Source organism: Peribacillus sp. TH27 (assembly GCF_016650915.1).
Taxonomy (GTDB): Bacteria; Bacillota; Bacilli; order Bacillales; family DSM-1321; genus Peribacillus; species Peribacillus butanolivorans.
In genome coordinates this window covers 1,227,465-1,253,724 of sequence record NZ_JAEKEV010000002.1, presented here as the reverse complement: position 1 = coordinate 1,253,724, position 26,260 = coordinate 1,227,465, and the positions used below count along the sequence as shown (strand labels likewise).

At 39.8% G+C, this 26,260-nt stretch carries 22 protein-coding genes and 1 pseudogene; 22 read left to right on the top strand and 1 reads right to left on the bottom strand.

Annotated elements, in window-relative coordinates; genetic code table 11:
• Positions 1-7: 7 nt before the first annotated feature.
• The 13 genes and pseudogenes from pnp to JFU24_RS07335 all read left to right on the top strand — a co-directional run bounded on the left by pnp (position 8) and on the right by JFU24_RS07335 (position 15,830).
• Positions 8-2,125 carry a polyribonucleotide nucleotidyltransferase gene (pnp, locus tag JFU24_RS07395; RefSeq protein WP_201249803.1) on the top strand — a complete coding sequence of 706 codons (2,118 nt, stop codon included), beginning with the start codon at positions 8-10 and terminating at the stop codon, positions 2,123-2,125.
• Positions 2,126-2,280: 155 nt separating this feature from the next.
• Complete coding sequence (locus JFU24_RS07390) at positions 2,281-3,240, top strand: polysaccharide deacetylase family protein (protein WP_201249802.1); 960 nt, start codon at positions 2,281-2,283, stop codon at positions 3,238-3,240.
• 46 nt (positions 3,241-3,286) lie between these two features.
• Complete coding sequence (locus JFU24_RS07385) at positions 3,287-4,513, top strand: M16 family metallopeptidase (protein ID WP_053345370.1); 1,227 nt, start codon at positions 3,287-3,289, stop codon at positions 4,511-4,513.
• Between the two features lie 171 nt (positions 4,514-4,684).
• Entirely contained in the window at positions 4,685-4,954 is a 270-nt protein-coding gene (locus JFU24_RS07380; protein ID WP_053345371.1) for a YlmC/YmxH family sporulation protein, read from the top strand.
• 230 nt (positions 4,955-5,184) lie between these two features.
• Complete coding sequence (gene dpaA, locus JFU24_RS07375) at positions 5,185-6,087, top strand: dipicolinic acid synthetase subunit A (protein ID WP_201221376.1); 903 nt, start codon at positions 5,185-5,187, stop codon at positions 6,085-6,087.
• Positions 6,084-6,686, top strand: a complete 603-nt coding sequence (locus JFU24_RS07370) for a dipicolinate synthase subunit B (RefSeq protein ID WP_053345373.1) — start codon at positions 6,084-6,086, stop codon at positions 6,684-6,686. Before dpaA ends, JFU24_RS07370 begins: the two co-directional genes overlap by 4 nt.
• Before the next feature lie 194 nt (positions 6,687-6,880).
• Positions 6,881-7,936, top strand: coding sequence for an aspartate-semialdehyde dehydrogenase (asd, locus tag JFU24_RS07365; protein ID WP_201221374.1), 1,056 nt, complete (start codon positions 6,881-6,883; stop codon positions 7,934-7,936).
• Between the two features lie 98 nt (positions 7,937-8,034).
• Complete coding sequence (gene dapG / locus JFU24_RS07360; RefSeq protein ID WP_053345375.1) at positions 8,035-9,258, top strand: aspartate kinase; 1,224 nt, start codon at positions 8,035-8,037, stop codon at positions 9,256-9,258.
• A gap of 39 nt (positions 9,259-9,297) precedes the next feature.
• Positions 9,298-10,165: pseudogene (dapA, locus tag JFU24_RS07355) on the top strand (4-hydroxy-tetrahydrodipicolinate synthase).
• 331 nt (positions 10,166-10,496) lie between these two features.
• Positions 10,497-12,167: a ribonuclease J gene (locus tag JFU24_RS07350; protein ID WP_201181394.1), complete on the top strand. Its 1,671-nt coding sequence runs from the start codon at positions 10,497-10,499 to the stop codon at positions 12,165-12,167.
• 124 nt (positions 12,168-12,291) lie between these two features.
• Positions 12,292-13,038, top strand: coding sequence for a ClpP family protease (locus JFU24_RS07345; protein WP_180319959.1), 747 nt, complete (start codon positions 12,292-12,294; stop codon positions 13,036-13,038).
• Positions 13,035-13,262, top strand: coding sequence for a YlzJ-like family protein (locus JFU24_RS07340; RefSeq protein WP_201181392.1), 228 nt, complete (start codon positions 13,035-13,037; stop codon positions 13,260-13,262). Before JFU24_RS07345 ends, JFU24_RS07340 begins: the two co-directional genes overlap by 4 nt.
• Before the next feature lie 237 nt (positions 13,263-13,499).
• Positions 13,500-15,830 carry a DNA translocase FtsK gene (locus tag JFU24_RS07335; protein ID WP_201249801.1) on the top strand — a complete coding sequence of 777 codons (2,331 nt, stop codon included), beginning with the start codon at positions 13,500-13,502 and terminating at the stop codon, positions 15,828-15,830.
• Positions 15,831-15,862: 32 nt separating this feature from the next.
• On the opposite strand, the gene JFU24_RS07330 is transcribed toward JFU24_RS07335, so the two are convergent.
• The gene (locus tag JFU24_RS07330; protein ID WP_098175318.1) at positions 15,863-16,162 is read right to left on the bottom strand and encodes a DUF6509 family protein; all 300 of its coding nucleotides are present in this window, start codon (positions 16,160-16,162) and stop codon (positions 15,863-15,865) included.
• A 313-nt stretch (positions 16,163-16,475) separates the two neighbouring features.
• Here JFU24_RS07330 and JFU24_RS07325 point away from each other — a divergent pair, with 313 nt between their 5' ends.
• From JFU24_RS07325 to JFU24_RS07285, 9 genes are all read left to right on the top strand, one after another.
• Positions 16,476-17,201: a GntR family transcriptional regulator gene (locus JFU24_RS07325; protein ID WP_201181386.1), complete on the top strand. Its 726-nt coding sequence runs from the start codon at positions 16,476-16,478 to the stop codon at positions 17,199-17,201.
• 160 nt (positions 17,202-17,361) lie between these two features.
• Positions 17,362-18,453, top strand: a complete 1,092-nt coding sequence (locus JFU24_RS07320) for a BMP family lipoprotein (RefSeq protein WP_053345382.1) — start codon at positions 17,362-17,364, stop codon at positions 18,451-18,453.
• A 206-nt stretch (positions 18,454-18,659) separates the two neighbouring features.
• Positions 18,660-20,195, top strand: a complete 1,536-nt coding sequence (locus JFU24_RS07315; RefSeq protein WP_201181384.1) for an ABC transporter ATP-binding protein — start codon at positions 18,660-18,662, stop codon at positions 20,193-20,195.
• Positions 20,188-21,231 carry an ABC transporter permease gene (locus JFU24_RS07310; RefSeq protein WP_056526880.1) on the top strand — a complete coding sequence of 348 codons (1,044 nt, stop codon included), beginning with the start codon at positions 20,188-20,190 and terminating at the stop codon, positions 21,229-21,231. Before JFU24_RS07315 ends, JFU24_RS07310 begins: the two co-directional genes overlap by 8 nt.
• Positions 21,232-22,191 carry an ABC transporter permease gene (locus JFU24_RS07305; RefSeq protein ID WP_201181383.1) on the top strand — a complete coding sequence of 320 codons (960 nt, stop codon included), beginning with the start codon at positions 21,232-21,234 and terminating at the stop codon, positions 22,189-22,191. It abuts the gene before it with no gap.
• A 218-nt stretch (positions 22,192-22,409) separates the two neighbouring features.
• Complete coding sequence (gene yfmF / locus JFU24_RS07300; protein ID WP_201181382.1) at positions 22,410-23,693, top strand: EF-P 5-aminopentanol modification-associated protein YfmF; 1,284 nt, start codon at positions 22,410-22,412, stop codon at positions 23,691-23,693.
• A complete protein-coding gene (yfmH, locus tag JFU24_RS07295) occupies positions 23,693-24,979 on the top strand; it encodes an EF-P 5-aminopentanol modification-associated protein YfmH (RefSeq protein ID WP_201181381.1) in 1,287 nt (428 codons plus the stop codon). The genes yfmF and yfmH overlap by 1 nt, the downstream gene beginning before the upstream one ends.
• 20 nt (positions 24,980-24,999) lie before the next feature.
• Positions 25,000-25,725, top strand: a complete 726-nt coding sequence (gene ymfI / locus JFU24_RS07290) for an elongation factor P 5-aminopentanone reductase (RefSeq protein WP_201181380.1) — start codon at positions 25,000-25,002, stop codon at positions 25,723-25,725.
• Positions 25,726-25,805: 80 nt separating this feature from the next.
• Positions 25,806-26,063 (top strand): DUF3243 domain-containing protein, encoded by a 258-nt coding sequence (locus tag JFU24_RS07285; protein ID WP_201181379.1) that lies wholly within the window; start codon positions 25,806-25,808, stop codon positions 26,061-26,063.
• Positions 26,064-26,260: the final 197 nt, after the last annotated feature.

Sequence of the window (26,260 nt, the reverse complement as noted above, 5' to 3'; positions counted from 1 at the left end):
TTAATAAATGGGACAGGAAAAACATACGTATTCATTTGACTGGGCCGGCCGTAATGTAACGGTAGAGATTGGCCAATTGGCCAAACAAGCGAACGGAGCAGTTTTAGTCCGTTATGGAGAAACAGCTGTATTAAGTACAGCAACAGCTTCAAAGGAACCTAGAAATGTCGACTTCTTCCCTTTGACAGTCAACTACGAAGAAAGACTGTATGCAGTCGGTAAAATTCCAGGTGGCTTCATCAAACGTGAAGGCAGACCGAGTGAAAGAGCAATTTTAGCAAGCCGACTAATTGACCGTCCAATCCGTCCGCTATTTGCAGATGGCTTCCGGAACGATGTTCAAATTATCAGTATGGTTATGAGTGTTGATCAAGATTGTTCTTCTGAAATGGCAGCGATGCTTGGTTCATCCCTTGCACTTTCAGTTTCCGATATTCCGTTTGAAGGTCCAATTGCTGGAGTTGTAGTCGGAAGAATTAATAATGAATTCATTATTAACCCTACTGTTGACCAACTTGCAAAAAGCGACATTAACTTGACAGTTGCCGGTACGAAAGATGCTATCAACATGGTTGAAGCTGGAGCAAATGAAGTACCAGAAGAAACTATGCTTGAAGCAATTATGTTTGGTCATGACGAAATCAAGAAGGTTATTGCATTCCAAGAGAAAATTGTTGCTGAAATCGGCAAGGAAAAGCTACAAATCTCTCTATACCAAGTGGATGCAGATCTAGAAGCAGAAGTAAAAGGTCATTGTGAATCAGACCTTAACAAAGCTGTACAAGTTCAGGAAAAACATGCTCGTGAAGATGCTATTAAAGAAGTAAAAGATCGCGTGTTGGCTCATTATGAAGAAGAAACTGATGAAGCTAAACTAAAACAAATCAAAGAAATCCTAAATAAATTGGTTAAATCAGAAGTCCGTCGTTTAATTACGGAAGAAAAGGTACGTCCAGATGGCCGTAACCCGGATGAGATTAGACCATTATCATCTGAAGTAACTATTCTGCCTCGTACACACGGTTCTGGTTTGTTCACACGTGGACAAACTCAAGCACTTTCTATCTGTACATTAGGTGCCCTTGGCGATGTACAGATTTTGGACGGTCTTGGAACCGAAGAGTCGAAACGTTTCATGCATCATTATAACTTCCCTCATTTCAGTGTTGGTGAAACAGGCCCGATTCGTGGTGCAGGACGTCGTGAAATCGGACATGGTGCACTTGGTGAAAGAGCATTAGAACCGGTTATACCGAATGATAAAGACTTCCCTTATACAATTAGACTTGTGTCTGAAGTTCTTGAATCTAATGGCTCAACATCGCAAGCAAGTATCTGTGCAAGTACGCTAGCAATGATGGATGCTGGTGTTCCGTTGAAAGCTCCAGTTGCAGGTATTGCAATGGGTCTTGTTAAAACAGGTGAGCACTACACGATCTTAACAGATATTCAAGGCATGGAAGATCATCTAGGAGACATGGACTTTAAAGTTGCTGGAACGTCAAAAGGTGTTACAGCCCTTCAAATGGATATTAAAATTGAGGGTCTTTCAAGAGAAATTCTTGAAGAAGCATTACTTCAAGCTAAACATGGCCGGATGCACATTTTGGAATCAATGATGGCAACAATCAATCAACCGCGTGAGCAATTATCCAAATATGCTCCGAAAATCGTTACAATGTCTATTAATCCAGACAAAATCCGCGATGTCATTGGACCGAGCGGTAAACATATCAATAAAATCATTGAAGAAACTGGCGTAAAAATTGACATCGAACAAGATGGAACGGTATTCATTTCTTCTACAGATGAAGCAATGATTCAAAAAGCGAAGAAAATTATCGAAGATATCGTGCGTGAAGTCGTTGTAGGCGAACTATACTTAGGTAAAGTTAAACGTATTGAAAAATTCGGAGCGTTCGTTGAAATCTTCAATGGTAAAGATGGTTTGGTCCATATTTCTGAACTGGCTGAAGAAAGAGTCGGTAAAGTGGAAGATGTCGTTTCACTTGGCGATGAGCTATTAGTTAAAGTTACTGAGATTGATAAGCAAGGAAGGGTTAACCTTTCCCGTAAAGCGGTCCTTAAAGAACAAAAAGAGGCAGCTAATCCTTCTCAGTCATAATAGAAATAAAAATTCGGCATGCGGTTCCTAGTGAATCTGCATGCTTTTTTGTTTTAAAGGATACATCGTTATATATGGAAATTCGCAATAAAAGTATGTAATGTTCTACCTTGTCCGTTTTCTTCATACATTTTTGTATGAAGGGGGCGTAAAAAATGAATAATAAATGGAAGCAGATAGTTGCGATAAGTGCCATTGCAGGTATATCATGGTTATTAGTGCAAAATCCATATACACATATTTATTTGACCCAATTAACAGATCATTCAGTTGCGTCAATGAAGCAGGAAGATGAGCTTCTTTTACAAATAAAAGAATCAACAAAAAAATATGAGATTGCACCACAGGATGCACGAATAGATTCGGTTTGGAAAACCGTTCCTGCATATAATGGCCTAAAGGTAAATATTGATGATTCGTATAAAGCTATGAAGAAGGAGGGCGGATTCGATAAGGATAAACTGGTATATCAACAAGTTCCAGCAAAGATTCATTTAAACGATCTCGACCCGGCTCCGATTTACCGGGCCCATCCGGAAAAGCCAGTGGTATCATTTTTAATCAATGTGGCCTGGGGTAATGAATACTTACAGGATATGTTGGCTGTGTTAAAAAAATATAATGTCAAGGCAACATTTTTCCTTGAAGGTAATTGGACTAAGAAGAACCCAGAATTGGCGAAGATGATTAAGGGTGGAGGACACGAAATCGGAAACCACTCCTATTCACATCCGAATATGCAAAATATTTCCTCTCAGGCTACACGTGAGGAAATTCGTAAAACGAATGAAGTCATTGAAGCGGTGACAGGTGTGAAGATGAAATGGTTCGCCCCTCCAAGCGGAAGCTACCGAGACGAAACGGTAAAAATCGCGGATTCTCTCGGTTTAAAGACTGTTATGTGGAGTGTGGATACGATTGACTGGCAAAAACCAAGTCCTGAAGTACTTCAACAGAGGGTGCTTTCTAAGGTTCACCCGGGAGCATTTATTTTAATGCATCCTACAGAATCTACCGCGAAATCATTGGAAACGTTAATTATTAATATAGAAAAGAAAGACTTAGATGTTGTTACCGTTTCAGAAGCAGTAGATGAAGAGCGGTTGAATCCATAACGTTATGGTTACGAAAGCAGCATAGAATGATTGGGAGGAATGTTAGTTGATTAAGAAATACACTTGTCAAAATGGAGTAAGAATTGTATTAGAAAATATTCCAACAGTACGTTCAGCAGCAATTGGAGTATGGATCAAAACAGGTTCACGAAATGAAACACCAGAATTGAATGGGGTTTCCCATTTCCTTGAACATATGTTTTTCAAAGGAACAACTACGAGGAATGCACGTGAAATTGCCGAGTCGTTTGACAGTATTGGCGGACAAGTGAATGCATTTACTTCAAAAGAGTACACATGCTATTATGCAAAAGTTATGGATAACCATGCTAGCTATGCGCTTGAAATCCTTGCTGATATGTTCTTCAACTCCACTTTTGATGAGGAAGAATTGAAAAAAGAAAAAAATGTCGTCTACGAAGAGATTAAAATGTATGAAGATACACCTGATGATATTGTCCATGATCTCTTAAGCAAGGCGGTATACGAAAATCATCCCCTTGGCTATCCAATACTAGGTACGGAAAGTACACTTGAAACATTCAATAGTGAGACATTAAAGAAATATGTTCACGATATGTACACGCCTGATAAAGTCGTCGTTTCCATTGCAGGAAATGTGGATGAAAAATTAATTCAAGAAGTCGAAAGCTACTTTGGCTCGTACCAAGGAGGGGAAGAGCGTCTTGAATTGGTGAAGCCGGCATTCCATGAAAATAGGATCACGCGTAAAAAAGAAACTGAGCAAGCCCATCTTTGCCTTGGTTTTAAAGGGTTAGAAATTGGTAATGACAAAACATACAGCTTGATTACCTTGAATAATATTCTTGGTGGAAGCATGAGTAGCCGTCTATTCCAGGACGTTAGGGAACAACGCGGTCTTGCATATTCTGTCTACTCTTACCATTCCAGCTACCAGGATACAGGTTTGGTGACAGTGTATGGAGGGACAGGCACAAGTCAGCTTGATAGTTTGTATGAAACCATTCAGGAAACACTGGATACACTTAAAAAAGACGGTATCACGGAAAAGGAATTGCGCAATAGTAAAGAGCAACTTAAAGGAAGCTTAATGCTAAGCCTTGAAAGCACGAACAGCCGCATGAGCCGTAACGGGAAAAATGAGCTTATGCTGGGTGAGCACCGCTCTCTTGATGATATCATTATCAAGATTGATGAAGTGACAGAGAATAGCGTCAATGAAATGGCAAACCAAATCTTCAAGGAACATTCCTTGTCATTGGTGAGCCCGCTGGAAAATTGGGACAAATAAAAATTCACAAGCCTGAACTTCTGTTTATTATATAGAAGAGCAGGCTTTTTTTTTAAAAGCTTTTGAAAATACAAGGACCTTTCGGTAAGTACAATTTTTAGATAAATGCCTTCTAAGTTCACCTTTTTCGGATATAGATTGAATAGAAGGTGAAAAAAGGGGGAGCTTGTATTGAGATTGAGTGAATTAAGTGGTAAAGAAATTGTTGATGTGAACAGAGCGGAGAGATTAGGTGTTCTTGGTCAGACGGATTTGGAAGTAGATGAAACTGGACAAATTACCACGTTGATTATTCCTTCAGTTAAGTGGTTCGGACTCTTAAGAAATGGCAGTGAAATTCGCGTCCCATGGGAGCATATTAAAAAAATAGGAACGGATATGCTCATCATCGATTTTCAGGAGGGACTTCCCATTAAAGATGGCGAGCATATGGACGGATAAACCAATTTATAGCATGGATGGTTACTATTGAAACTATTCATCAATATAATAAACGCCTTAGCAGGCATTTGCTAAGGCGTTTTTGCTTTTCTTATCACCGTTTTTTAAGTAAAAACATAAGATGGCATGGTAACTAGAGAATGTAGCAAAAACCGAATTGCTTCTTGAGGAATATTTACCAAGAGGCGAGGGATGTTAGGATCTTTTATATAAAGAAGGTGACGGTTTTAATGCTCACAGGCATGCAAATCGCTGTAATTGGTGGAGATGCGCGTCAACTTGAAGTTGTCCGTAAACTGACAGAGCTTGATGCAAAGCTACTATTAGTAGGTTTTGAACAGCTCGACCATGCTTTTACAGGAGCGGTTAAGGAAAAAATGGAGGATATAAATTTTAATGAATTAGATTCGGTTATTTTACCAGTCCGAGGTACTGATACAAATGGTAAGGTGGAAACGATTTTTTCCAGTGAAGAAGTTGTTTTGAGCGAAGAAATGATAAAAAAGACCCCAGCCCATTGCGTTTTTTATTCAGGGATTAGTAATGATTACCTTGATGGAATATTTAAGAAAGCGGACCGCAAACTCGTACTACTATTTGAACGTGATGATGTGGCTATTTACAATTCGATTCCTACTGTTGAAGGAGCAATCATGATGGCCATTCAGCATACAGATTTCACAATCCATGGCTCGAATGTATCTGTTCTCGGACTGGGGAGGGTTGGTATGAGTGTAGCCCGGTCATTCCAAGCCCTTGGAGCAAAGGTAAAGGTTGGAGCAAGAAAAAGCGAAGATATTGCGAGGATTTGTGAAATGGCGTTAACCCCCTTTCATTTAAATGATATTGCTGCAGAAATGAAAAATGTTGATATATGTATTAATACGATCCCTTTTCCGATTATTACGGCCAAAGTAATTGCAAACATGCCCGTCCATACATTAATTATCGACCTTGCTTCAAAACCGGGGGGGACGGATTTTCGTTATGCTGAAAAAAGGGGAATAAAGGCACTTTTGGCACCGAGTCTACCGGGGATAGTTGCCCCAAAAACAGCGGGTCAGATCTTAGCGAATGCACTTGGGCTTTTGATCCAAGGTGAGTTCATGAAAAGGAAGGGGAAAAAAATATGAGTCTCCAAGGAAAACGGATTGGTTTCGGATTAACAGGGTCGCATTGCACATACGATGAAGTGTTTCCGGAAATAGAAAAGATTGTAAATGAAGGGGCGGAAGTAATACCAATAGTAACATCGACAGTTCAAAACACGGAAACCCGCTTCGGAAAGGGCGAGGACTGGGTTGAAAGAATCGAAAAATTGACGGGGAATCGTGTCGTTGATACAATCGTCAAAGCAGAGCCTTTAGGACCTAAATTACCGCTCGACTGTATGGTAATTGCTCCTTTGACAGGTAATTCAATGAGTAAAATGGCTAATGCTCTTACCGATTCGCCTGTACTTATGGCTGCAAAAGCAACGATGAGAAATCACCGTCCTGTTGTGGTCGCCATATCAACAAATGATGCGCTTGGATTAAATGGTGTCAATTTAATGAGGCTAATGGCCGCAAAAGATATTTATTTTGTTCCTTACGGCCAGGATAACCCCATTGGTAAACCAAGTTCCATGGTTGCCAGGATGAGCATGATTCGGGATACAATCATTGCAGCTATAGAGAGAGAACAAATTCAACCAGTTATTGTCGAAAGGTTTAAGGATGATTTAAACTGATCATGCGCTCTAAGTAAGCTCCCAGTCCCTAAAAACTGTAATATATGCATAACTTTGTAGCGGTAGATGCAGAATATTTTGTTAAAGTGCGACCCTTTGGAATGTTAATGTGATAAAATAAATGATATTCTGAACAAGAAGAAGTAAATCTAACAACCAACTAACTTTTAGAGATAGAAAAGGAGTATTGACAAATGACTGAGACACAGGGATTGCATATTGCAGTTGTGGGAGCAACTGGAGCTGTAGGACAACAAATGATTTCAACACTTGAACAACGGGACCTACCGATTAAGAAAATCATCTTTTTATCATCGGCTCGTTCCGCAGGAATCAAACTTTCATTTAAGGGCGAAGAAATCGAAGTGCAGGAAGCAAAACCTGAAAGCTTTGAAGGTGTCGATATCGCTTTATTCAGTGCTGGAGGAAGCGTGTCTAAGGAATTGGCACCAGAAGCAGTGAAACGCGGAGCAATAGTAGTAGACAATACGAGCGCATTCCGTATGGATGAAAATGTGCCGCTTGTCGTACCGGAAGTAAATGAAGAAGACTTAAAACAGCATAATGGGATCATTGCCAACCCGAATTGTTCAACTATCCAAATGGTTGTGGCATTAGAACCTATCCGCCAGACTTATGGCTTATCAAAAGTTGTTGTTTCTACTTATCAGGCTGTTTCTGGTGCAGGAGTTGCAGCAATAAACGAATTAAAAGAACAAGCTCGCGACTTGCTGGATGAGAAAGAAATCAAACCGAAAATTTTACCGGTAAAAGGAGATGAAAAGCATTATCAAATCGCTTTTAATGTCATTCCCCAAATCGATAAATTCCAGGATAATGGATTCACTTTTGAAGAAATGAAAATGATTAATGAAACAAAGAAAATTATGCACATGGAAGAACTTCCTGTAGCCGCAACATGTGTAAGGCTTCCTGTTGTAACAGGTCATTCAGAGTCTGTTTATATTGAAGTTGAAAAAGAAGGCATATCTGCTTCTCAAATCAAAGATTTGATGAAAACAGCACCTGGAATTGTATTAGAAGATGAGCCGGAACAACAAGTTTATCCAACACCTGCTTCATCTGTCGGAAAGAATGATGTATTCGTTGGACGGATTCGCAAAGATTTAGATGAAGATAAAGGCTTCCATTTATGGGTGGTTTCCGATAATCTATTAAAAGGAGCAGCTTGGAACTCTGTTCAAATCGCTGAAAGCCTTTTAAAATTAGGTTTGGTAACAGTTAAGTAAGAAATTATATATTCTTAAAGAACTGAACAATACATGATAGAGAGTTTTTGTCAGCTTCCCGAACCGGGAAGCTGGCTTATATTTGGGGTGTATGGATTATGAAAATTATCGTCCAGAAATACGGAGGAACATCTGTCCGTGATGAGGAAAGCCGTTCATTTGCCAGAGGGCATATTGAAAAGGCAATCAAAGAAGGCTACAAAGTGGTGGTTGTGGTTTCAGCCATGGGAAGAAAAGGCGATCCCTATGCAACAGATACCTTACTATCTCTAGTAAATGGAGCGAAAGCCAGCCTTTCAAAACGAGAACAGGATTTACTTTTGTCAGTAGGAGAAACGATATCTTCTGTCGTATTTACGAACATGCTGTTAGAACATGGTATTAATGCCGTGGCTTATACAGGGGCTCAGGCGGGATTTTTGACTAATTCCGACTATTCTAGTGCCAAAATAATGGAAATGAAATGTGACCGTCTCGTGAAAGAACTGGAATTGAAGGACGTTGTCGTTGTTGCAGGATTCCAGGGTGCAGCTAAAAACGGGGACATTACGACTATTGGCCGTGGCGGAAGCGACACATCAGCTGCAGCATTAGGTGCTGCTTTACAAGCTGAAAGGGTCGATATTTTTACGGATGTGGAAGGAATAATGACTGCCGATCCACGTATTGCCGAGCAAGCTCGTCCATTATCAGTCGTTTCTTATACAGAAGTTTGCAACATGGCTTATCAAGGTGCCAAGGTCATTCATCCCCGTGCTGTTGAAATTGCCATGCAGGCAAAAGTTCCGATCAGGATCCGTTCAACATACAGTGATGGATTAGGAACACTTGTCACAGGTGTAAATAAGGGAAGCCAGGGTAGTGACATACGGGAAAGACTAGTTACAGGAATAGCTCACGTTTCTAAAATAACCCAAATTAAAGTACGAGCGAAAAAAGACCAATATAATTTACAAGCAGAAGTTTTTAAAGCGATGGCCAATGCCTCCATTTCCGTTGACTTTATCAATATTTATCCAAATGGCGTTGTTTATACGGTTTCGGAGGAGATGACAGAACTTGCTCTTTCTATTTTGGCCGAGCTTGGTCATGAACCTGTAATTGAGCGGAATTGTGCTAAAGTTTCTGTAGTCGGTGCAGGCATCAACGGAGTGCCAGGCGTTGCAGCGAAGATTGTCACAGCGCTTTCTGAGAAAGAAATTGCTATTCTTCAATCTGCTGACAGCCATACGACTATTTGGGTTTTAGTAAAAGAAGAAGATTTAGTAGAAGCTGTTAATTCACTTCATTATGCATTTCATTTGCATGAAAGTGAAGCATAATAAGCATACAAGTTTTATTAATTAAAGAGGTGTTATATGATGATATTTGGTAGAGTATCAACGGCAATGGTCACCCCTTTCGATAGCAAGGGAAATGTTGATTTTCAAAAAACGACTTCATTGGTCAATTACTTATTAACGAATGGAACGGATTCACTTGTGCTTTCGGGCACAACTGGGGAGTCTCCAACTTTATCTTCGGAGGAAAAAATCGCCTTATTGCGTCATGTTTCGAAGGTTGTAGAAAAACGGGTACCCGTCATCATGGGTACGGGAAGCAACAATACGTATGCTTCTATTGAGTTGACAAAAAAGGCAGAACAAAACGGTGCAGATGCGATCATGCTTGTGGCTCCGTATTATAATAAAACGAATCAAGAAGGTCTTTACCAACATTTTAAAGTAATTGCAGAAAGTACGACGCTACCTGTAATGGTATATAACATCCCAGGTCGTGCTTCTGTTAATATTGAACCGGAAACAATTATCCGTCTTTCGAAAATTCCCAATATCGTAGCAGTAAAAGAAGCGAGCGGGGATTTAAACGCGATGACTCAAATCATTGCTGAAACGGATGATGATTTTGCGTTATACAGCGGGGATGACGCATTAACGCTGCCAGTACTAGCGATTGGCGGAGCAGGAGTAGTTTCAGTTGCTTCCCATATTGCCGGTAATGAATTACAAAAAATAATAGAAGCTTTTATCGGCGGGAATACGGCCGAGGCGGCCAGGCTACATCAGGAGCTGTTGCCACTTATTAAAAGCTTGTTTGCGGCTGCCTAGCCCTGCCCCAGTTAAAACAGCTCTTCAGTTATTTGGAATTGACGTAGGTTCAGTCAGGCTACCAATCGTGCCATTGACTGAACAAGAGCGCCTATCTTTAGCCTCCGTATTAAAAAAATAAATAGTTTCTGAACAAGCTGATCGATTTATGATTGGCTTGTTTTTACATAAAGATGTATTTGTTTGGAAAATAAAGACGATTTTCTTTCCAGTTATAGGATAAAAGTTTATACTTTTAATTATCTTTCGATTAGAAAAGGATAAAAGTCATGTGTTCACCCTTAGTACAGGGAATGGATGCCTTCTACATAAATGCAGGACTATTTTTAAAATAGGAAATAAAGTAAAAAAATTCCTTAGAAAATGGTATGTGTTGTCATGTTTTTTGAACATCGGTTATAATGAAATCATTGGGAAATTATGAACGGCGATTTTTTAAGGAGGATATTCGATTGGGTAAAGATAAAAATAATGGAATAAAAGTTATTTCTCTTGGAGGACAAGGGGAACTTGGTAAAAATATGTACGTCATTGAGGTAAATGAAGACCTCTACCTTCTTGATGCAGGATTAATGCTGCCAGAAGAAGAAATGTTGGGAATTGATGCGGTAATTCCTGACATTTCTTATTTGATGGATAATAAAGAACGGGTACAGGGTATTTTCATTACCCATGGTCATGAAGACCATATGGGTGCGCTTGCTTATGTATTAAAATATTTACCGGTACCTGTTTACGGTACAAAGCTTACACTTGCTTTAATCAAAACAAAATTAAAGGAAGACGGCTTTAATGGCAGGGCAACATTTACTGAGATCGATTCAGATTCTCTTTTAAGTTTCCCTCAAGCAGCCGTGTCCTTTTTCAGGACAAACCATAGTATTCCCGATTCTGTCGGAATTGTAATCCATACGCGTGATGGAGCCATCGTCTATACAGGGGATTTCAAATTTGATCAAGCTGCAACCGATCTTTATAAACCAGAAATCGGTAAAATGGCAAGTATTGGAGAAGAGGGTGTCCTTTGCTTGCTATCTGATAGCACAGGCGCGGAAAGACCGGGTTATACGCCATCTGAAGCAGTTGTGTCAAGGGATATTACAGAAGCCTTCCATGCAGCTTCTGGAAGAATTATTGTTGCTTGCTTTGCTTCAAATATTAATCGAATTCAGCATGTCTTCAATGCAGCGGCGGCTAGTCGAAGGAAAGTGGCTGTTGTGGGTAAAAGCTTGCAACGTGTCTATGAAACAGCCTTAAATCTTGGATACTTAAAGGTCGAGGAAGAGCTGATTATCCCGGTCAATGAAATTAACAAGTATAATGATCGTGAAATCGTTGTATTATCGACTGGGCATCAAGGAGAGCCTATTGCAGCGCTTCAAAAAATGGCGAAACAAACTCATAAGCAGGTAACGATTAAAAAGGGAGATACAGTCTTGATAAGTGCATCCCCCTTACAGGGCGGCGAACTTATTTTATCGAAAACGGTCGACCTACTTTACCGGGTAGGTGCAGAGGTAGTATCTGCTAGTAAATATAAAGTGCACGTAACGGGTCATGGCAGTCAAGAAGAACTGAAAATGATGATTAACTTGATGAATCCTAAATTCCTTATCCCAGTACACGGAGAATACCGTCATTTATATGCCCATCAAAAAGTAGGAATTGCTGCAGGGATAAAACGGGAAAATATCGTGATTGCTGAAAAAGGTGATGTCATCGAATTAAAAGGTGACAAAATGGGCCTCTCCGGCAAAGTCACTGCAGGAAATATCTTAATTGACGGGAGCGGTGTTGGAGATGTGGGTAATATCGTACTCCGTGATCGTCGCTTGTTATCACAGGATGGCATTTTAATCGTCGTTGTCACATTGAACCGTCAAGATAAAAGTATTGCAGCTGGCCCGGAAATCATTTCACGAGGTTTCGTATATGTACGTGAATCAGAAAAAATGATTGGGGAAGCTACTGAGATTGTAAGTGAAATCGTGAAGAAAAATGGATCGCGCCAACCTTTCGATTGGTCTACTCTGAAACAGGAAATGCGTGATGCCTTAAATCAATTCTTCTATGAAAAAACGAAACGCCGTCCAATGATTTTACCAATAATCATGGAGTATTAAGTAAAAAAAACCTGACGAATTATTGTCAGGTTTTTTTTATCTAAGTGAAACCTCTTTATCTTGAAGAATGAAGTCTGAGACTCGTGACATAATAAAGCTATAGGCTTTAGAGAAAGGGGTTGGCATAGTGGATAATGCACCATTACCAAATGAAAATGAAGGCCGGCAGGAAGGTAAAAATTCGACTTTGATTGAAAAAATCCAGCAGCTGGGAACTACAAACGTCCCGCAACTATCACAGGACTCAAAAATCCATTGTTTGACGATCATTGGACAAATTGAAGGACATATGCAGCTGCCGCCTCAGAATAAAACGACCAAATATGAACATGTTATTCCACAAATTGTGGCAATTGAACAAAATCCTAATATTGAGGGACTACTAGTTATTTTAAATACAGTAGGAGGAGACGTTGAAGCGGGACTAGCCATTGCAGAGATGTTGGCATCCCTATCCAAGCCGTCCGTGTCGATTGTACTTGGCGGGGGCCATTCTATTGGTGTTCCGATTGCTGTTTCCTGTGACCATTCCTATATAGCTGAAACAGCGACTATGACTATTCATCCTATACGTTTGACAGGTCTTGTCATAGGAGTGCCGCAAACCTTTGAGTACTTGGATAAAATGCAAGAACGAGTTATTAAATTTGTTACGAGGCATTCCAACGTCACGGAAGAAAGTTTTAAAGACCTAATGTTCGCTAAAGGAAATCTAACCCGAGATATTGGCACGAATGTGATTGGTGCGGAGGCGGTTGAAATTGGGATGATTGATGATGTTGGTGGAGTCGGTCAAGCCATGAGAAAACTAAATAGCTTTATGGATGAGAGAAGGCCAAAAATAGCAGGGGAAGAGGGGCTTCTACAATGACACTCTACACCATTGTTCCTGAAGAAATCATTTTCCCTCATCATCATGAGAAGACTGCGAATTTAATTGAAATGATATATAATGGGGTTCATGTGATGGTTGAACATGACGGAGGGAGAATGTTTCGTATCGATCGAATTGTGAGCACAAACCCTGAAGATTATATGAATGTTCACATTCAGCCGGGTGCTGTCATCAATGTTTTCGACCAGTTGAAAAGCTAGAAAAAACGCTAATATAGGTAAATTATGATATACTAAGAAAAAAATTGGCAGCCGCTTGGCTGCTTTATTCATTATATGAAAGAATTGTCATTATGAGTTGTAATTTAGCTGTATCAAGGGACAAGGTCATTTTTATTTGGTATAATTAGTGAGCGAACATTTGTTTTGTGAAGGGAAATCACTACAGGATGTTGAATAGGATGGATAGAATAGTTTCATGAAGAATCAGGTGATGTTATGGCAAAGAAGAAACGCAGGAAAAAGAAAAGTACAGAGAAATTAAAAATTACGCTGAAATATGAATTAATTGGCTTGACTTTAATAGGGTTGGCAGTCATCGCAATTGCAAAGCTTGGGGCAGTTGGAAAAGGGACGGTCTTTTTAATCCGCTTCTTTATGGGAGAATGGTATATCCTCTTTTTACTGGGAGCGATTGCAGCCGGATTCTATTTGATGATTAAAAGAGAAGTCCCTTACTTGCTGAAACGACAATTAATAGGAATGTATTTCCTTATCGCGAGCATGCTGTTACTTAGTCATGTAACTCTGTTTAATATGCTTGCAGATGGAGGCCCATTTACGAAGCCGAGCGTCATTTCGAATACATGGGAATTATTCTGGATGGAAGTGACCGGCAAGACAAGTACCAAGGATCTTGGCGGTGGAATGATCGGTGCGATTTTATTTGCTGCTTCTTATTTCTTATTTGATGAAGCGGGATCAAAAATAGTTTCATTCCTCTTTATCATTGTAGGGGGCGTGTTATTGACCGGCAAAACGTTAGGAGAAACTCTTGGTAAATTTTTCATGGGTCTTGGCGGCTTTTTTATAAAGCAATGGTCCGCTTTCAGAGACGATATGAAAACATGGAATGATGACAAAAAAGAAAAGAAAAAAAATCCAGTTAAAAAGAAAAAACGTGAAAAAGAATCGGTGGAAGAAACAGTTCAGGCCATTCAGTCGGAAGATGAAACACAGCAAATGGCAACGGAACGGATCATTTCAAGCTTTGCTGATAAAGCCTATGGCGACGAACCGGAAGTACTTCCGGTTAAAGCGACACCTTCAGTTGAAAGTACAGAGGAGCAGGATGATGCTGTTCCGCCTATGAATTTTACAGAAATAGAAAATAAAGAATATCTTTTACCGCCGCTCTCTTTATTATTGCAGCCCAAAAAAACAGACCAAAGCGGGGAGTATCAATTAATCCATGAAAACGCGGCAAAGCTTGAACGCACTTTCCATAGCTTTGGAGTTAAAGCAAGGGTCACACAGGTTCATTTAGGCCCAGCTGTAACCAAATATGAAGTACATCCGGATGTGGGTGTCAAGGTCAGTAAAATTGTCAGCCTTTCCGATGATCTGGCCCTGGCTCTAGCAGCGAAAGATATCCGTATTGAAGCACCAATTCCCGGTAAATCGGCGATTGGAATAGAAGTCCCTAACTCTGAAGTGGCGATGGTGTCACTACGGGAAGTTTTAGAGGCGAAAGAAGTTGACAAGCCTGATGCGAAACTGCAAATCGGTTTAGGACGGAATATTTCGGGTGAAGCGGTTAAGGCGGAGCTTAATAAAATGCCGCATTTACTTGTAGCGGGAGCGACAGGCAGTGGGAAATCCGTTTGTATTAACGGTATTATCACGAGTATCTTGATGCGGGCAAAACCACATGAAGTGAAGATGATGATGATTGATCCTAAAATGGTGGAGCTTAATGTATATAATGGAATTCCCCATTTACTGGCCCCAGTTGTGACAAATCCCAAAAAAGCTGCTCAGGCTTTGCAAAAAGTGGTCAGTGAAATGGAACGTCGCTATGAGCTATTTTCCCATTCTGGTACGCGTAATATTGAAGGTTATAACGATTATATTAATCGGTATAATATTGAGGAAGATGCCAAGCAGCCGCTCCTGCCTTATATCGTAGTTATTGTGGATGAATTGGCTGACTTGATGATGGTCGCCTCAAATGATGTGGAGGATGCCATCACACGCCTTGCTCAAATGGCACGGGCTGCTGGTATCCATTTAATCATTGCCACTCAGCGGCCGTCTGTCGATGTTATAACAGGGGTCATAAAAGCGAACATCCCATCCCGGATTGCTTTTAGTGTATCATCGATGACAGATTCAAGAACAATTCTGGATATGGGGGGAGCCGAAAAACTGTTAGGACGAGGTGACATGCTATTCTTGCCTGCGGGAGCTTCGAAACCGGTTCGGGTCCAAGGTGCCTTTTTATCCGATCATGAAGTCGAGGAAGTCGTCACATATGTTATTTCGCAACAGAAAGCTCAGTATAATGAAGAAATGATTCCGGACGAAATACAAGAGACTTCTAGCGGTGAAGTCGAAGATAGTTTGTACGGGGATGCTGTGTCCTTAATTATAGAAATGCAGACGGCATCTGTCTCGATGCTGCAACGTCGTTTCCGGATTGGCTATACCCGTGCTGCCAGATTAATTGATGAAATGGAAGCAAGAGGAATTGTCGGTCCATATGAGGGCAGCAAACCACGAAATGTATTGTTATCTAAAGATGAACAGGATGAAGCTCATTTATCATAGGTAATTAAAAAACCGGGCAGGCGCCCGGTTTTTTAATTGATCATTGCTTCGTCTAAATGTTTAAGGCAGAAGTCAGAAATCATTGCTTCTTCCTCTTCCTCTAAATCAAAATCGAGTACTTCGTCGTTCCCTTTTTCATAAATATCATATTTAATCAGCTTGCCTACTTGTTCTTCAACAACAAATAGTACCCGGATATATAAACCATTCTCTGAAAAGAGCTCGTCTTCTTCCGGTACTTCAATATCCAAGAAATACTCGAAACGCTCTCCGGATAAAATCCCGAATGGATCATTCAATTTTTCAACGCTGTATTCTGTAATGTTTAACATCATGTGTTCATCCCTTCAAAGAAGATAAATACTATTATACAGGAAAAAAGTATCTTGAAAAGAAAGCTACCGATTTTCATTTTGCATTTATAAAAAAAATATTTTATCTGATTTAGGAGAATAATCGTACAACTTCTACGGCCTTTACTAGAGTAAAAGGCACAGGGGAGGGTAATTTATCCTAAATTCTTTTATGTTAAATAGTAAAACACTATTTATTTATATCGAAAAAAATGTTATATTATTTTCGATTAGTAGGAATGATTCAACATCAGAGGTCTGATGTCTTAAGAAACTAGCTGGGGGAAACTGTATGTCAATTAAATCAGATAGTCGACATTTATATTTGCAGGTCATTGATTACCTGAAGCAGGATATTGAAGCAGGAGTTTATCAGGAAAATGAAAAATTCCCTTCTGAATTTGATCTTGCAAAAAAACTGGGAGTGAGTAGGGCGACACTTCGAGAAGCGCTGCGGATTTTAGAAGAAGAAAACATTATCATTCGCCGCCATGGAGTTGGAACTTTTGTCAATCCAAAACCTCGGTTTACTTCTGGTATCGAGCAATTAAAAAGTGTCACGAACATGATTGAAGAGGCAGGGATGAAGCCGGGTACGATTTTCTTAAGCTCGACGGCTCAAGAACCTACAGACGAGGATATCCGCAGGTTTTCTTGTTCACCAGTTGAACGCATCGTGAGTATTGAACGTGTAAGAACAGCAGATGGCGAGCCGGTTATCTACTGTGTCGACAAAATTCCTGAATCAATTCTTTCAGAAAATTTTGACCGTAATGATGAGTCTCTTTTTGATATATTGGAAAGAGATGCGAATCGGAAAATTACGCATGCCGTAGCAGAAATTGAGCCGATCGGGTATCATGAGAAAGTTTCTCCTATCCTGAAATGTTCGTCAGAAGCCGCATTACTCGTTCTGAAGCAGATGCATTTGGATGATTGGGACCAGCCTATCCTATATTCTGTAAACTACTTTAAAGCCAATATGTTTAGTTTTCATGTTCTTCGGAAGCGAGTTTAGTTCAAAACTCTTACATACGGATGAATGCAAGCGTTTGTTTCGATTCTTAAAAATTGATCAAACGTATGTAAAAAAAATTTACCGAGATGTGAAAACGCAAACATGAATGACTTTTCAGAACATTCCTGCTGAAAAATTATAAATCTTAGGGGGTAAAAAATTGAAAAAGCGCAAATTAGGTCTAGCTCTTTCACTTGTTCTTGCTGCTGGTACGCTTTTAGGAGCATGTGGTAATTCAGAGAATGATGATAAAGAATCTTCAAATGGGAAAGAAAAGAAGGATAACTTCACAGTAGCTATGGTTACCGATACAGGCGGCGTCGATGATGAATCGTTCAACCAATCAGCTTGGAAGGGAATTCAGGAATTCGGTAAAGAAAATGATTTGGAAAAAGGTAAAGATGGATACAACTATCTTCAATCTAAATCGGATGCTGACTATGCTAAAAACTTGAATACGCTTGTTCGTGAAGATTACAAACTTATCTACGGTATCGGTTTCCTTTTAGCCGAGTCTGTTGGTGAAGTGGCTGACCAACGTCCAGATTCACAATTTGCTATTGTGGATACAGTTGTAGATAAAAAGAATGTAGCCAGCATTAATTTTAAAGAACAGCAAGGATCATTCCTTGTTGGTGTAATTGCCGGTCTACAAACGAAAACAAACAAAGTCGGTTTTATCGGTGGAGTTGAATCTGAATTAATCAAGAAATTCGAAATTGGCTTTAAGGCTGGGGTTTTATCTGTAAATCCGGATGCGAAGGTAGAAGTTAAATATGCCGGAGATTTCAATAAAGCTGACATCGGGAAATCTACTGCAGGATCTATGTATTCTTCAGGTATTGATATCATTTATCATGCTGCTGGCGGAACTGGAAAAGGTGTATTTACTGAGGCAGTCGAGCAAAAACAAAAAGATCCTAAGAGAGAAATTTATGTTATCGGTGTAGACAGTGACCAAGCTAAATTAGGAGCAGTTCCTGGAACAGACGACAACGTTACTTTAACTTCTATGATAAAACGTGTTGATGTTGCAGTTAAAGACCTTTCTACGAAAGCCAAAGAAGGAAACTTCCCAGGTGGAGAAGTTATCGAATACGGTATCAAAGAAAATGGTGTAGGCATTTCTGATACAAAAGATAACGTAACTGAAGAATCTTTAAAAGCGGTTGAAGAATGGACAGAGAAAATTAAATCAGGTGAATTCGTAGTTCCTGGTACGGATAAAGAATTCAAAAAACTTGGTTTATAAGCTGTGATTTTAGAGAGAGTAGGGAGGCATAATTGCCCTCTATTCTTTCTTTTCTACATATAGTTCCTGGAGACTGTAAAATATCGAATGAAAAACTATGATAGAATCGTAGTTTTTCATTTGGTTTTTTCAAAAAAACCAAATTGGTAAGGAACAGCAATTTTTAATTAAGAATCATTTACACTCATTTTAGGAGTTGATAATACGTGGAATATGTAATTGAGATGCTCAATATCCGAAAGGAATTCCCAGGCATCGTCGCTAATGATAACGTAACCCTTCAAGTGAAAAAAGGGGAGATTCACGCATTATTAGGTGAAAATGGTGCGGGTAAATCTACATTGATGAATGTTTTATTCGGCCTATACCAGCCAGAGCAGGGAGAAATCCGTGTAAATGGCAAGCCAGTCAAGATTACCAGTCCGAACATTGCCAATGAATTAGGGATTGGGATGGTGCATCAGCATTTTATGCTTGTTGACCCTTTTACAGTAACAGAAAATATAATTTTAGGAAAAGAACCTTCCAAAGGAGGTAAAATCGACTTAAAAGAAGCGAGTGAGGAAGTTAGGAAACTATCAGAACAATATCAGCTTCGTGTCGACCCTTATGCAAAAATTGCAGATATTTCAATAGGGATGCAGCAGCGTGTCGAAATTCTAAAAACGCTATACCGTGGTGCAGAGATACTGATTTTCGATGAGCCAACAGCTGTGTTGACTCCTCAAGAGATTAAGGAACTGATTTTTATAATGAAGGCTTTGATCAAAGAGGGGAAATCAATCATTTTGATTACTCACAAACTTAAGGAAATTATGGAGGTTTGTGATCGGGTAACTGTCATCCGCAAGGGGCAGGGGATTGGGACAGTGAATGTCAATGAAACGAATCCTAACGAATTGGCCAGCTTAATGGTTGGTCGGGAAGTTCTATTTAAAACGGAAAAAACGGCAGCCTCCCCCTCTGATGTTGTTCTTGATGTTAGCGGACTAGAAGTCAAGGATTCACGGGGAGTTTCAGCTGTCCGGAACTTGGAATTAACGGTTCGTGCAGGGGAGATTGTCGGGATTGCCGGTGTAGATGGCAATGGTCAATCGGAATTAATTGAAGCATTAGCAGGCTTAAGGAAGACGACAGCAGGGTCCATAAAATTAAATGGGAAAGAAATTAGGAATCTAAAGCCGCGCAAAATTACTGAATCAGGCGTGGGTCATATTCCAGAAGACAGGCATAAGCATGGCTTAGTTCTCGATTATAGCATTGGAGAAAATATCGTCTTGCAAACATATTATCAAAAGCCCTATTCAAAAGCTGGTATTTTAAATTCAAAGAGAATCTTTGAAAAAGCGCGTTCATTGATTAAAAGTTACGATGTTCGGACTCCAAGTGAATATACGCCAGCTAGGGCCCTTTCTGGCGGGAATCAGCAAAAGGCAATCATAGGAAGGGAAGTTGATAGGAACCCAGATCTATTGATTGCCGCTCAGCCAACTCGCGGACTCGATGTTGGGGCGATTGAATTTATTCATAAACGCCTGATTGAACAGCGTGATGCAGGAAAAGCGGTACTCCTCATTTCATTTGAATTAGATGAAATCATGAATGTGAGCGATAAAATTGCCGTTATTTATGAAGGAGAAATCGTCGCCATTGTCAATCCTAAAGAAACGACTGAACAGGAGCTTGGTCTTCTTATGGCTGGCAGCAAGCGTATGGAAGCAGGTGGAAAACAAAATGTCTAAGTATTTTTCTAAATTAACAAGTCCAGTGATAGCGGTTATTCTTGGCTTAATTGTTGGGGCTATCATCATGTTAGTAAGTGGCTATGATCCAATTGCAGGGTATGGCTCCATGATTGGTGGAATTGTTGGAGATTCGTATTATGTAGGAGAATCCGTCAGGACAATTATTCCTTATATCCTCGCTGGTTTGGCGGTAGCCTTTGCTTTTCGTACTGGTCTGTTCAATATCGGAGTCGAAGGGCAATTAATTGTTGGTTGGCTGGCCGCAGTATGGGTAGGGATTGCCTTTGATCTTCCAAGAATTATCCATTTGCCATTAGCGATCTTAGCGGGAGCAGCTGCAGGTGCTTTGTGGGCATTTATTCCGGGATATTTAAAAGCTAAGTTTCGAGTACACGAAGTAATCGTTTCTATTATGCTGAACTATACAGCTTTATATGTAACGAATTATTTAATTCGGAATGTAATGACAGACAAGCTTGATAAAACTGAAAGAATTGCTGATACAGCATCACTACGGTCGCCTTTCTTTGAAAGCATTACGGATTTTTCCCGTATGCATTGGGGAATAGTCGTAGCTATTATTTGTGTAATCATCATGTGGTTCATTCTCGAAAGAACAAAAACGGGATTTGAACTGAAAGCGGTAGGATTCAATCAGCACGCATCAGAGTATGCAGGGATGAGCGTTAATAAAAACATCATTCTTTCCATGGTTATTTCTGGTGCATTTGCAGGCCTTGCTGGTGCCATGGAAGGCTTAGGAACCTTCGGTTATGCTGCGGTCAAAGGTGGATTTACAGGTATGGGCTTTGATGGGATTGCAGTAGCCTTACTAGGAGCAAATACGGCTATTGGAGTAGTTCTTGCTGCTTTATTATTTGGCGGTCTGAAGGCAGGGGCCTTAAATATGCCGCTCGAAACTGGCATACCAAGTGAAATTGTGGATATTGTCATAGCATTGATTATTTTCTTCGTCGCATCCAGTTATTTTATTCGTTGGATTGCCGCTCGATTTAAGAAAGGGGTGAAATAAGTGGATTTTTACCAAGTATTACAAATTATTATTCCATCTATGATTGCTCTAGCTGCTCCACTTATATTCACTTCACTCGGAGGAGTGTTTTCTGAACGAGCAGGTGTCATAAACATTGGTTTAGAAGGATTAATGGTCATTGGTGCTTTTACGGGAATTGTTTTTAACTTAATGTTTGCAGATGTTTTCGGGCAATGGACTCCATGGCTGGCTGTTTTAGCGGCAATGATTGCTGGATTGTTATTCTCAGTTCTTCATGCTGTGGCGTGTATAACTTTTAGAGCTGATCAAACGGTAAGTGGGGTTGCAATCAACTTATTGGCTGTAGGCCTCACTATGTTTTTAGTGAAGCTGATTTATGACAAAGGCCAAACAGATCGAATTACAGAAACATTCCCAAGGATTGATGTTCCTTTATTAAGTGATATTCCATTTATAGGTCCTATCCTTTTTTCAAATGGTTATTATATTGTCTATATAGCCATTTTGATATCTTTTGTCGTATGGTATGTACTTTATAAAACCCCATTTGGTTTAAGGATTCGTGCAGTAGGGGAGCATCCTATGGCTGCTGATACGATGGGTGTCAATGTTACGAAAATCCGCTATGCAGCGGTTCTGCTATCTGGTGCATTTGGCGGAATCGGCGGTGCGATTTATGCTACTATTTTTTCGAATGAATTTAATCATGCGACAATTAATGGTCAAGGATTTATGGCCATTGCCGCTATGATTTTCGGTAAATGGCATCCAATCGGTGCGATGGGGGCAGCGCTATTCTTTGGATTAGCCCAGAGTTTAAGCATTGTAGGATCGAGCCTTCCTTTCTTCAAGGACATCCCATCCGTTTACCTATTAATCGCGCCTTATGTACTAACAATCATAGCATTAACAGGCTTCATTGGCCGCGCAGATGCTCCAAAAGCTTCTGGCCAGCCATATATTAAAGGGAAAAGATAAGTTATTAACCGGTCCGCTTTATGTGCTGACCGGTTTTTCCTTGTGAAAGAGAGGAAAGATTTTAAGCAATATGTGGAGTCCTTGTTGAAATAAAAAAAATAGCTGTAACTTGCATGATTTTTCCTTTCGCATGTATATTTTAAGTAGATGTTTAAAAGGTTACCTATCTACAAACAATAAGCTAATAAAGTTGAATTATATATTGAGGAGGATTATTCATGTCTATTGCTTCCGATACAATTACGGAAAAAAGCGGCTACAGGCTTCACGTGGTCCGCACGGATAAATATAAAACGAATACTCTCGTTCTGAAAATGAAAGCACCGTTGACAAAAGAGAACGTTACATATCGTGCATTACTGCCATATGTGCTACAAAGCAATACAAGTAAATATCCTACAACACCCGAGCTTCGATCTTATCTTGATGATCTTTATGGAGCAGGGTTTTATGTCGATGTCGCTAAAAAAGGAGAATACCAAATCCTAAGCTTTACAATCGATATCGTCAATGAAAAATTTCTAAGTGACCCGACGCCGCTTCTTGAAAAGGCTTTTATGTTGTTATCCGAAGTGATATTTCATCCAAAGAAAAATGGTGAAGCCTTTGACCACAAAACGGTCTCTAATGAAATTCGGTCATTAAAACAGCGGATTCAATCAATTTCCGATGATAAAATGCGGTATTCTGCTACACGTCTTGTTGAAGAAATGTGCAAAAACGAACCATATGCTCTAGAAGCGAGCGGGAATCTACAAGACTTGGAGACGATTACCCCTGAGTCCCTTTTTACCTATTATAAAAAAGTATTAACTGAGGATGAAATTGATTTATATGTGATCGGAGATATCGACGAAGCAGAAGTTGAAGTCTTAGCTGACAAATATGTCTCCCTCCTTCCAGATCGTGTGGCGGCAAGGCTGCAGAGGGATACAGGTAAAGAAGTAGGTAAGGAAAAAGAAATCATTGAGAATTCTGACGTGAAACAAGGAAAATTGAATATAGGTTATCGAACCTATGTCGCGTATGGTGATTCGGATTATTATGCATTACAGCTATTCAATGGGATTTTTGGTGGCTTTTCACATTCAAAGCTTTTCATCAATGTCCGGGAGAAAGCTAGCCTTGCCTATTACGCAGCCTCTAGGCTCGAAAGCCATAAAGGCCTTCTAATGGTTATGGCAGGTATTGAAAATGCCAACTATAAGCAAGCACTAGATATTATTAATGAACAAATGAATGAAATGAAGCAAGGGAATTTTTCTGAAGAAGAACTGGCACAGACAAAAGCGGTCATTAAAAATCAACTTCTTGAAACCATTGACGTTTCGAGAGGTCTGGTCGAAATTTTATATCATAATGTGGTTTCCGGCCATGATATCTCACTCGACGAATGGTTTGCAAAAACAGAGCAGACGACAAAGGAAGAAATCGTCGCCGTTGGTCAAAAAATTCAGCTTGATACGATCTATTTCCTAACAGAAGCGGAGGTGCAAGGGTAATGGAGAAAATAGTATTTAGTCAATTGAAAGAAGAGCTTTTCCATGAAAAATTGGAGAATGGCCTTGAAGTATATATTCTCCCGAAAAAAGAGTTTAATAAATCCTTCGCGACGTTTACAACGAAGTATGGTTCAGTCGACAATCATTTTAAACCATTGAATCAAAAAGAATTCTCGAAGGTGCCTGATGGAATTGCACATTTTCTAGAACATAAGCTTTTTGAAAAAGAAGATGGTGATGTTTTTCAGCAATTCTCAAAGCAGGGAGCATCTGCAAATGCCTTCACTTCGTTTACCCGGACAGCTTATCTATTCTCAAGCACTTCCGACTTTGAAAGGAATTTAACGACGTTGATCGACTTTGTTCAGGACCCATATTTTTCGGAAAAGACTGTAGAGAAGGAAAAAGGAATCATTGGGCAGGAAATTAATATGTATGATGATAATTCTGATTGGCGATTATATTTCGGGACGATTGCAAACATGTATCATCAACATCCTGTGAAAATTGATATTGCCGGTACAGTGGAATCTATTGCTGGTATTACGAAAGACATGCTTTACGAATGTTATAATACGTTTTATCATCCAAGCAACATGCTGTTATTCGTTGTAGGCCCGGTTGATGCTGAAAGTACCATGAAGTTGATTCGGGATAATCAAAATAATAAAGAATATCAGGAACAGCCGGAAGTAGAGCGTAAATTTGAAGCAGAGCCGGAAACGGTTGCTAAAGATAAGGAAATATTAAAAATGAATGTTCAGACACCGAAAGTGATGGTGGGAATCAAGGCTACCGATGTTTATCAATCCGGTGTACAACTATTGAAAAGGGAGTTGGCGACCAATATTTATTTAGAAATGTTGTTCGGCAAAAGTTCTCCTCTGCACGAAACAATGTACGAGAAGGGTTTGATTGATCAAAGCTTCTCTTATGACTATACGCAGGAACAAGGTTTTGGGTTTGCATTAATTGGCGGGGATAGTACAAAACCTGAAGAACTAACAGAGTCTTTATTGGAAATTCTGCAAAAGTCCAAATCTGGAACCGGCTTGAGTGAAGAAAGCCTGCAGAGGACGATTAAGAAGAAAATCGGTTCTTTCCTTCGTTCTCTGAATTCACCGGAATATATTGCGAATCAATTCACCCGATATGCTTTCAATGATATGAACTTGTTTGATGTGGTATCGGTATTGGAAAAACTTACGATTGAAGATATAGGGAAGGTCGCCAAGGAATTTATATCCGATGAACGGATGACAGTCTGTCATGTACTTCCAAAATAATATATAAAGGGGGCGTAAATGTGGGGAAGCGTTTTGCCCTTATTACGGGAGCTAGTGGAGGAATCGGCAGGGAAATTGCTTTAAAGCTCGCCGAGGAGAACTATTCACTTTATCTACATTACAACAGCAACGAGGAAGCGATTCTGAAGTTGATTGAAGAGCTTAAACAATATCAGGTTGAACTTATTCCGATTCAAGCAGATTTAGCCGCAGCGGACGGATACAAGAAACTGGCGCAAAATATTTTTGCCCTTCATGCCATCGTTCTTAATAGTGGCAATAGCTATTATGGACTCATATCCGACATGGATGAGCAAATCGTTAATGAAATGGTTCAGTTGCATGTAACGAGTCCTTTCCAATTATCAAAGGAACTACTTCCGAAATTAATGTATCAAGAACAGGCTGCCATCGTGGCCGTCACATCCATTTGGGGACAGACGGGTGCATCTTGTGAAGTGCTATATTCAATGGTCAAGGGCAGTCAAAATGCTTTTATCAAGGCGTTAAGCAAAGAGGTATCCCTTAATGGAATTAGGGTCAATGCAGTTGCTCCCGGGGCGATTTCCACTTCTATGCTTGAGTCTTTCAGTGCCGAAGACTTGGAAATCATAAAAGGCGATATTCCTATGGGACGTATGGGTAGTTCGAAGGAAGTAGCCGAGGCCGTGTTTTATTTACTGTCTGACAAGGCCTCTTATATAACCGGGCAAATCTTAGGAGTAAACGGTGGCTGGTACACCTGATTTTTTTAATACTATGTATAATTCTTTCGTTTCCTTCACAAAATATCTATGTACTATTTTGAAGGAAAGGGTGACCATTCATGTCTGTACTAGACAATTGGGATCAATGGAAAAATTTCTTAGGCGACAGATTAAATCAAGGTGAACAACAAGGTTTGTCAGAAGGTGCTGTTAACAACTTAGCTTTCGAAATTGGTGATTACCTTGCTCAGCAGGTTGATCCTAAAAACGATCAAGAGAAAGTACTTGCTGACCTTTGGTCGGTTGCAAGCGATGATGAAAAACATGCCATGGCAAGCGTTATGGTCAAGTTAGTTGGAAACAATGGAACAAAGTAAATTTTCAAGCCAAAGGCCCTGTTATTTAAATAACAGGGCCTTTGGCTTGAAGATAACTACCTGATCTATCCTCTAATATAAAAATGAACACTTTTATAGGGTTTTTCCTTTTAACTTATCACGAAATACTATATTATAGAAGCTAGACAATAATAATTAATGGTTACAGACCTTGAAATTTACGATGGATAAGTTTT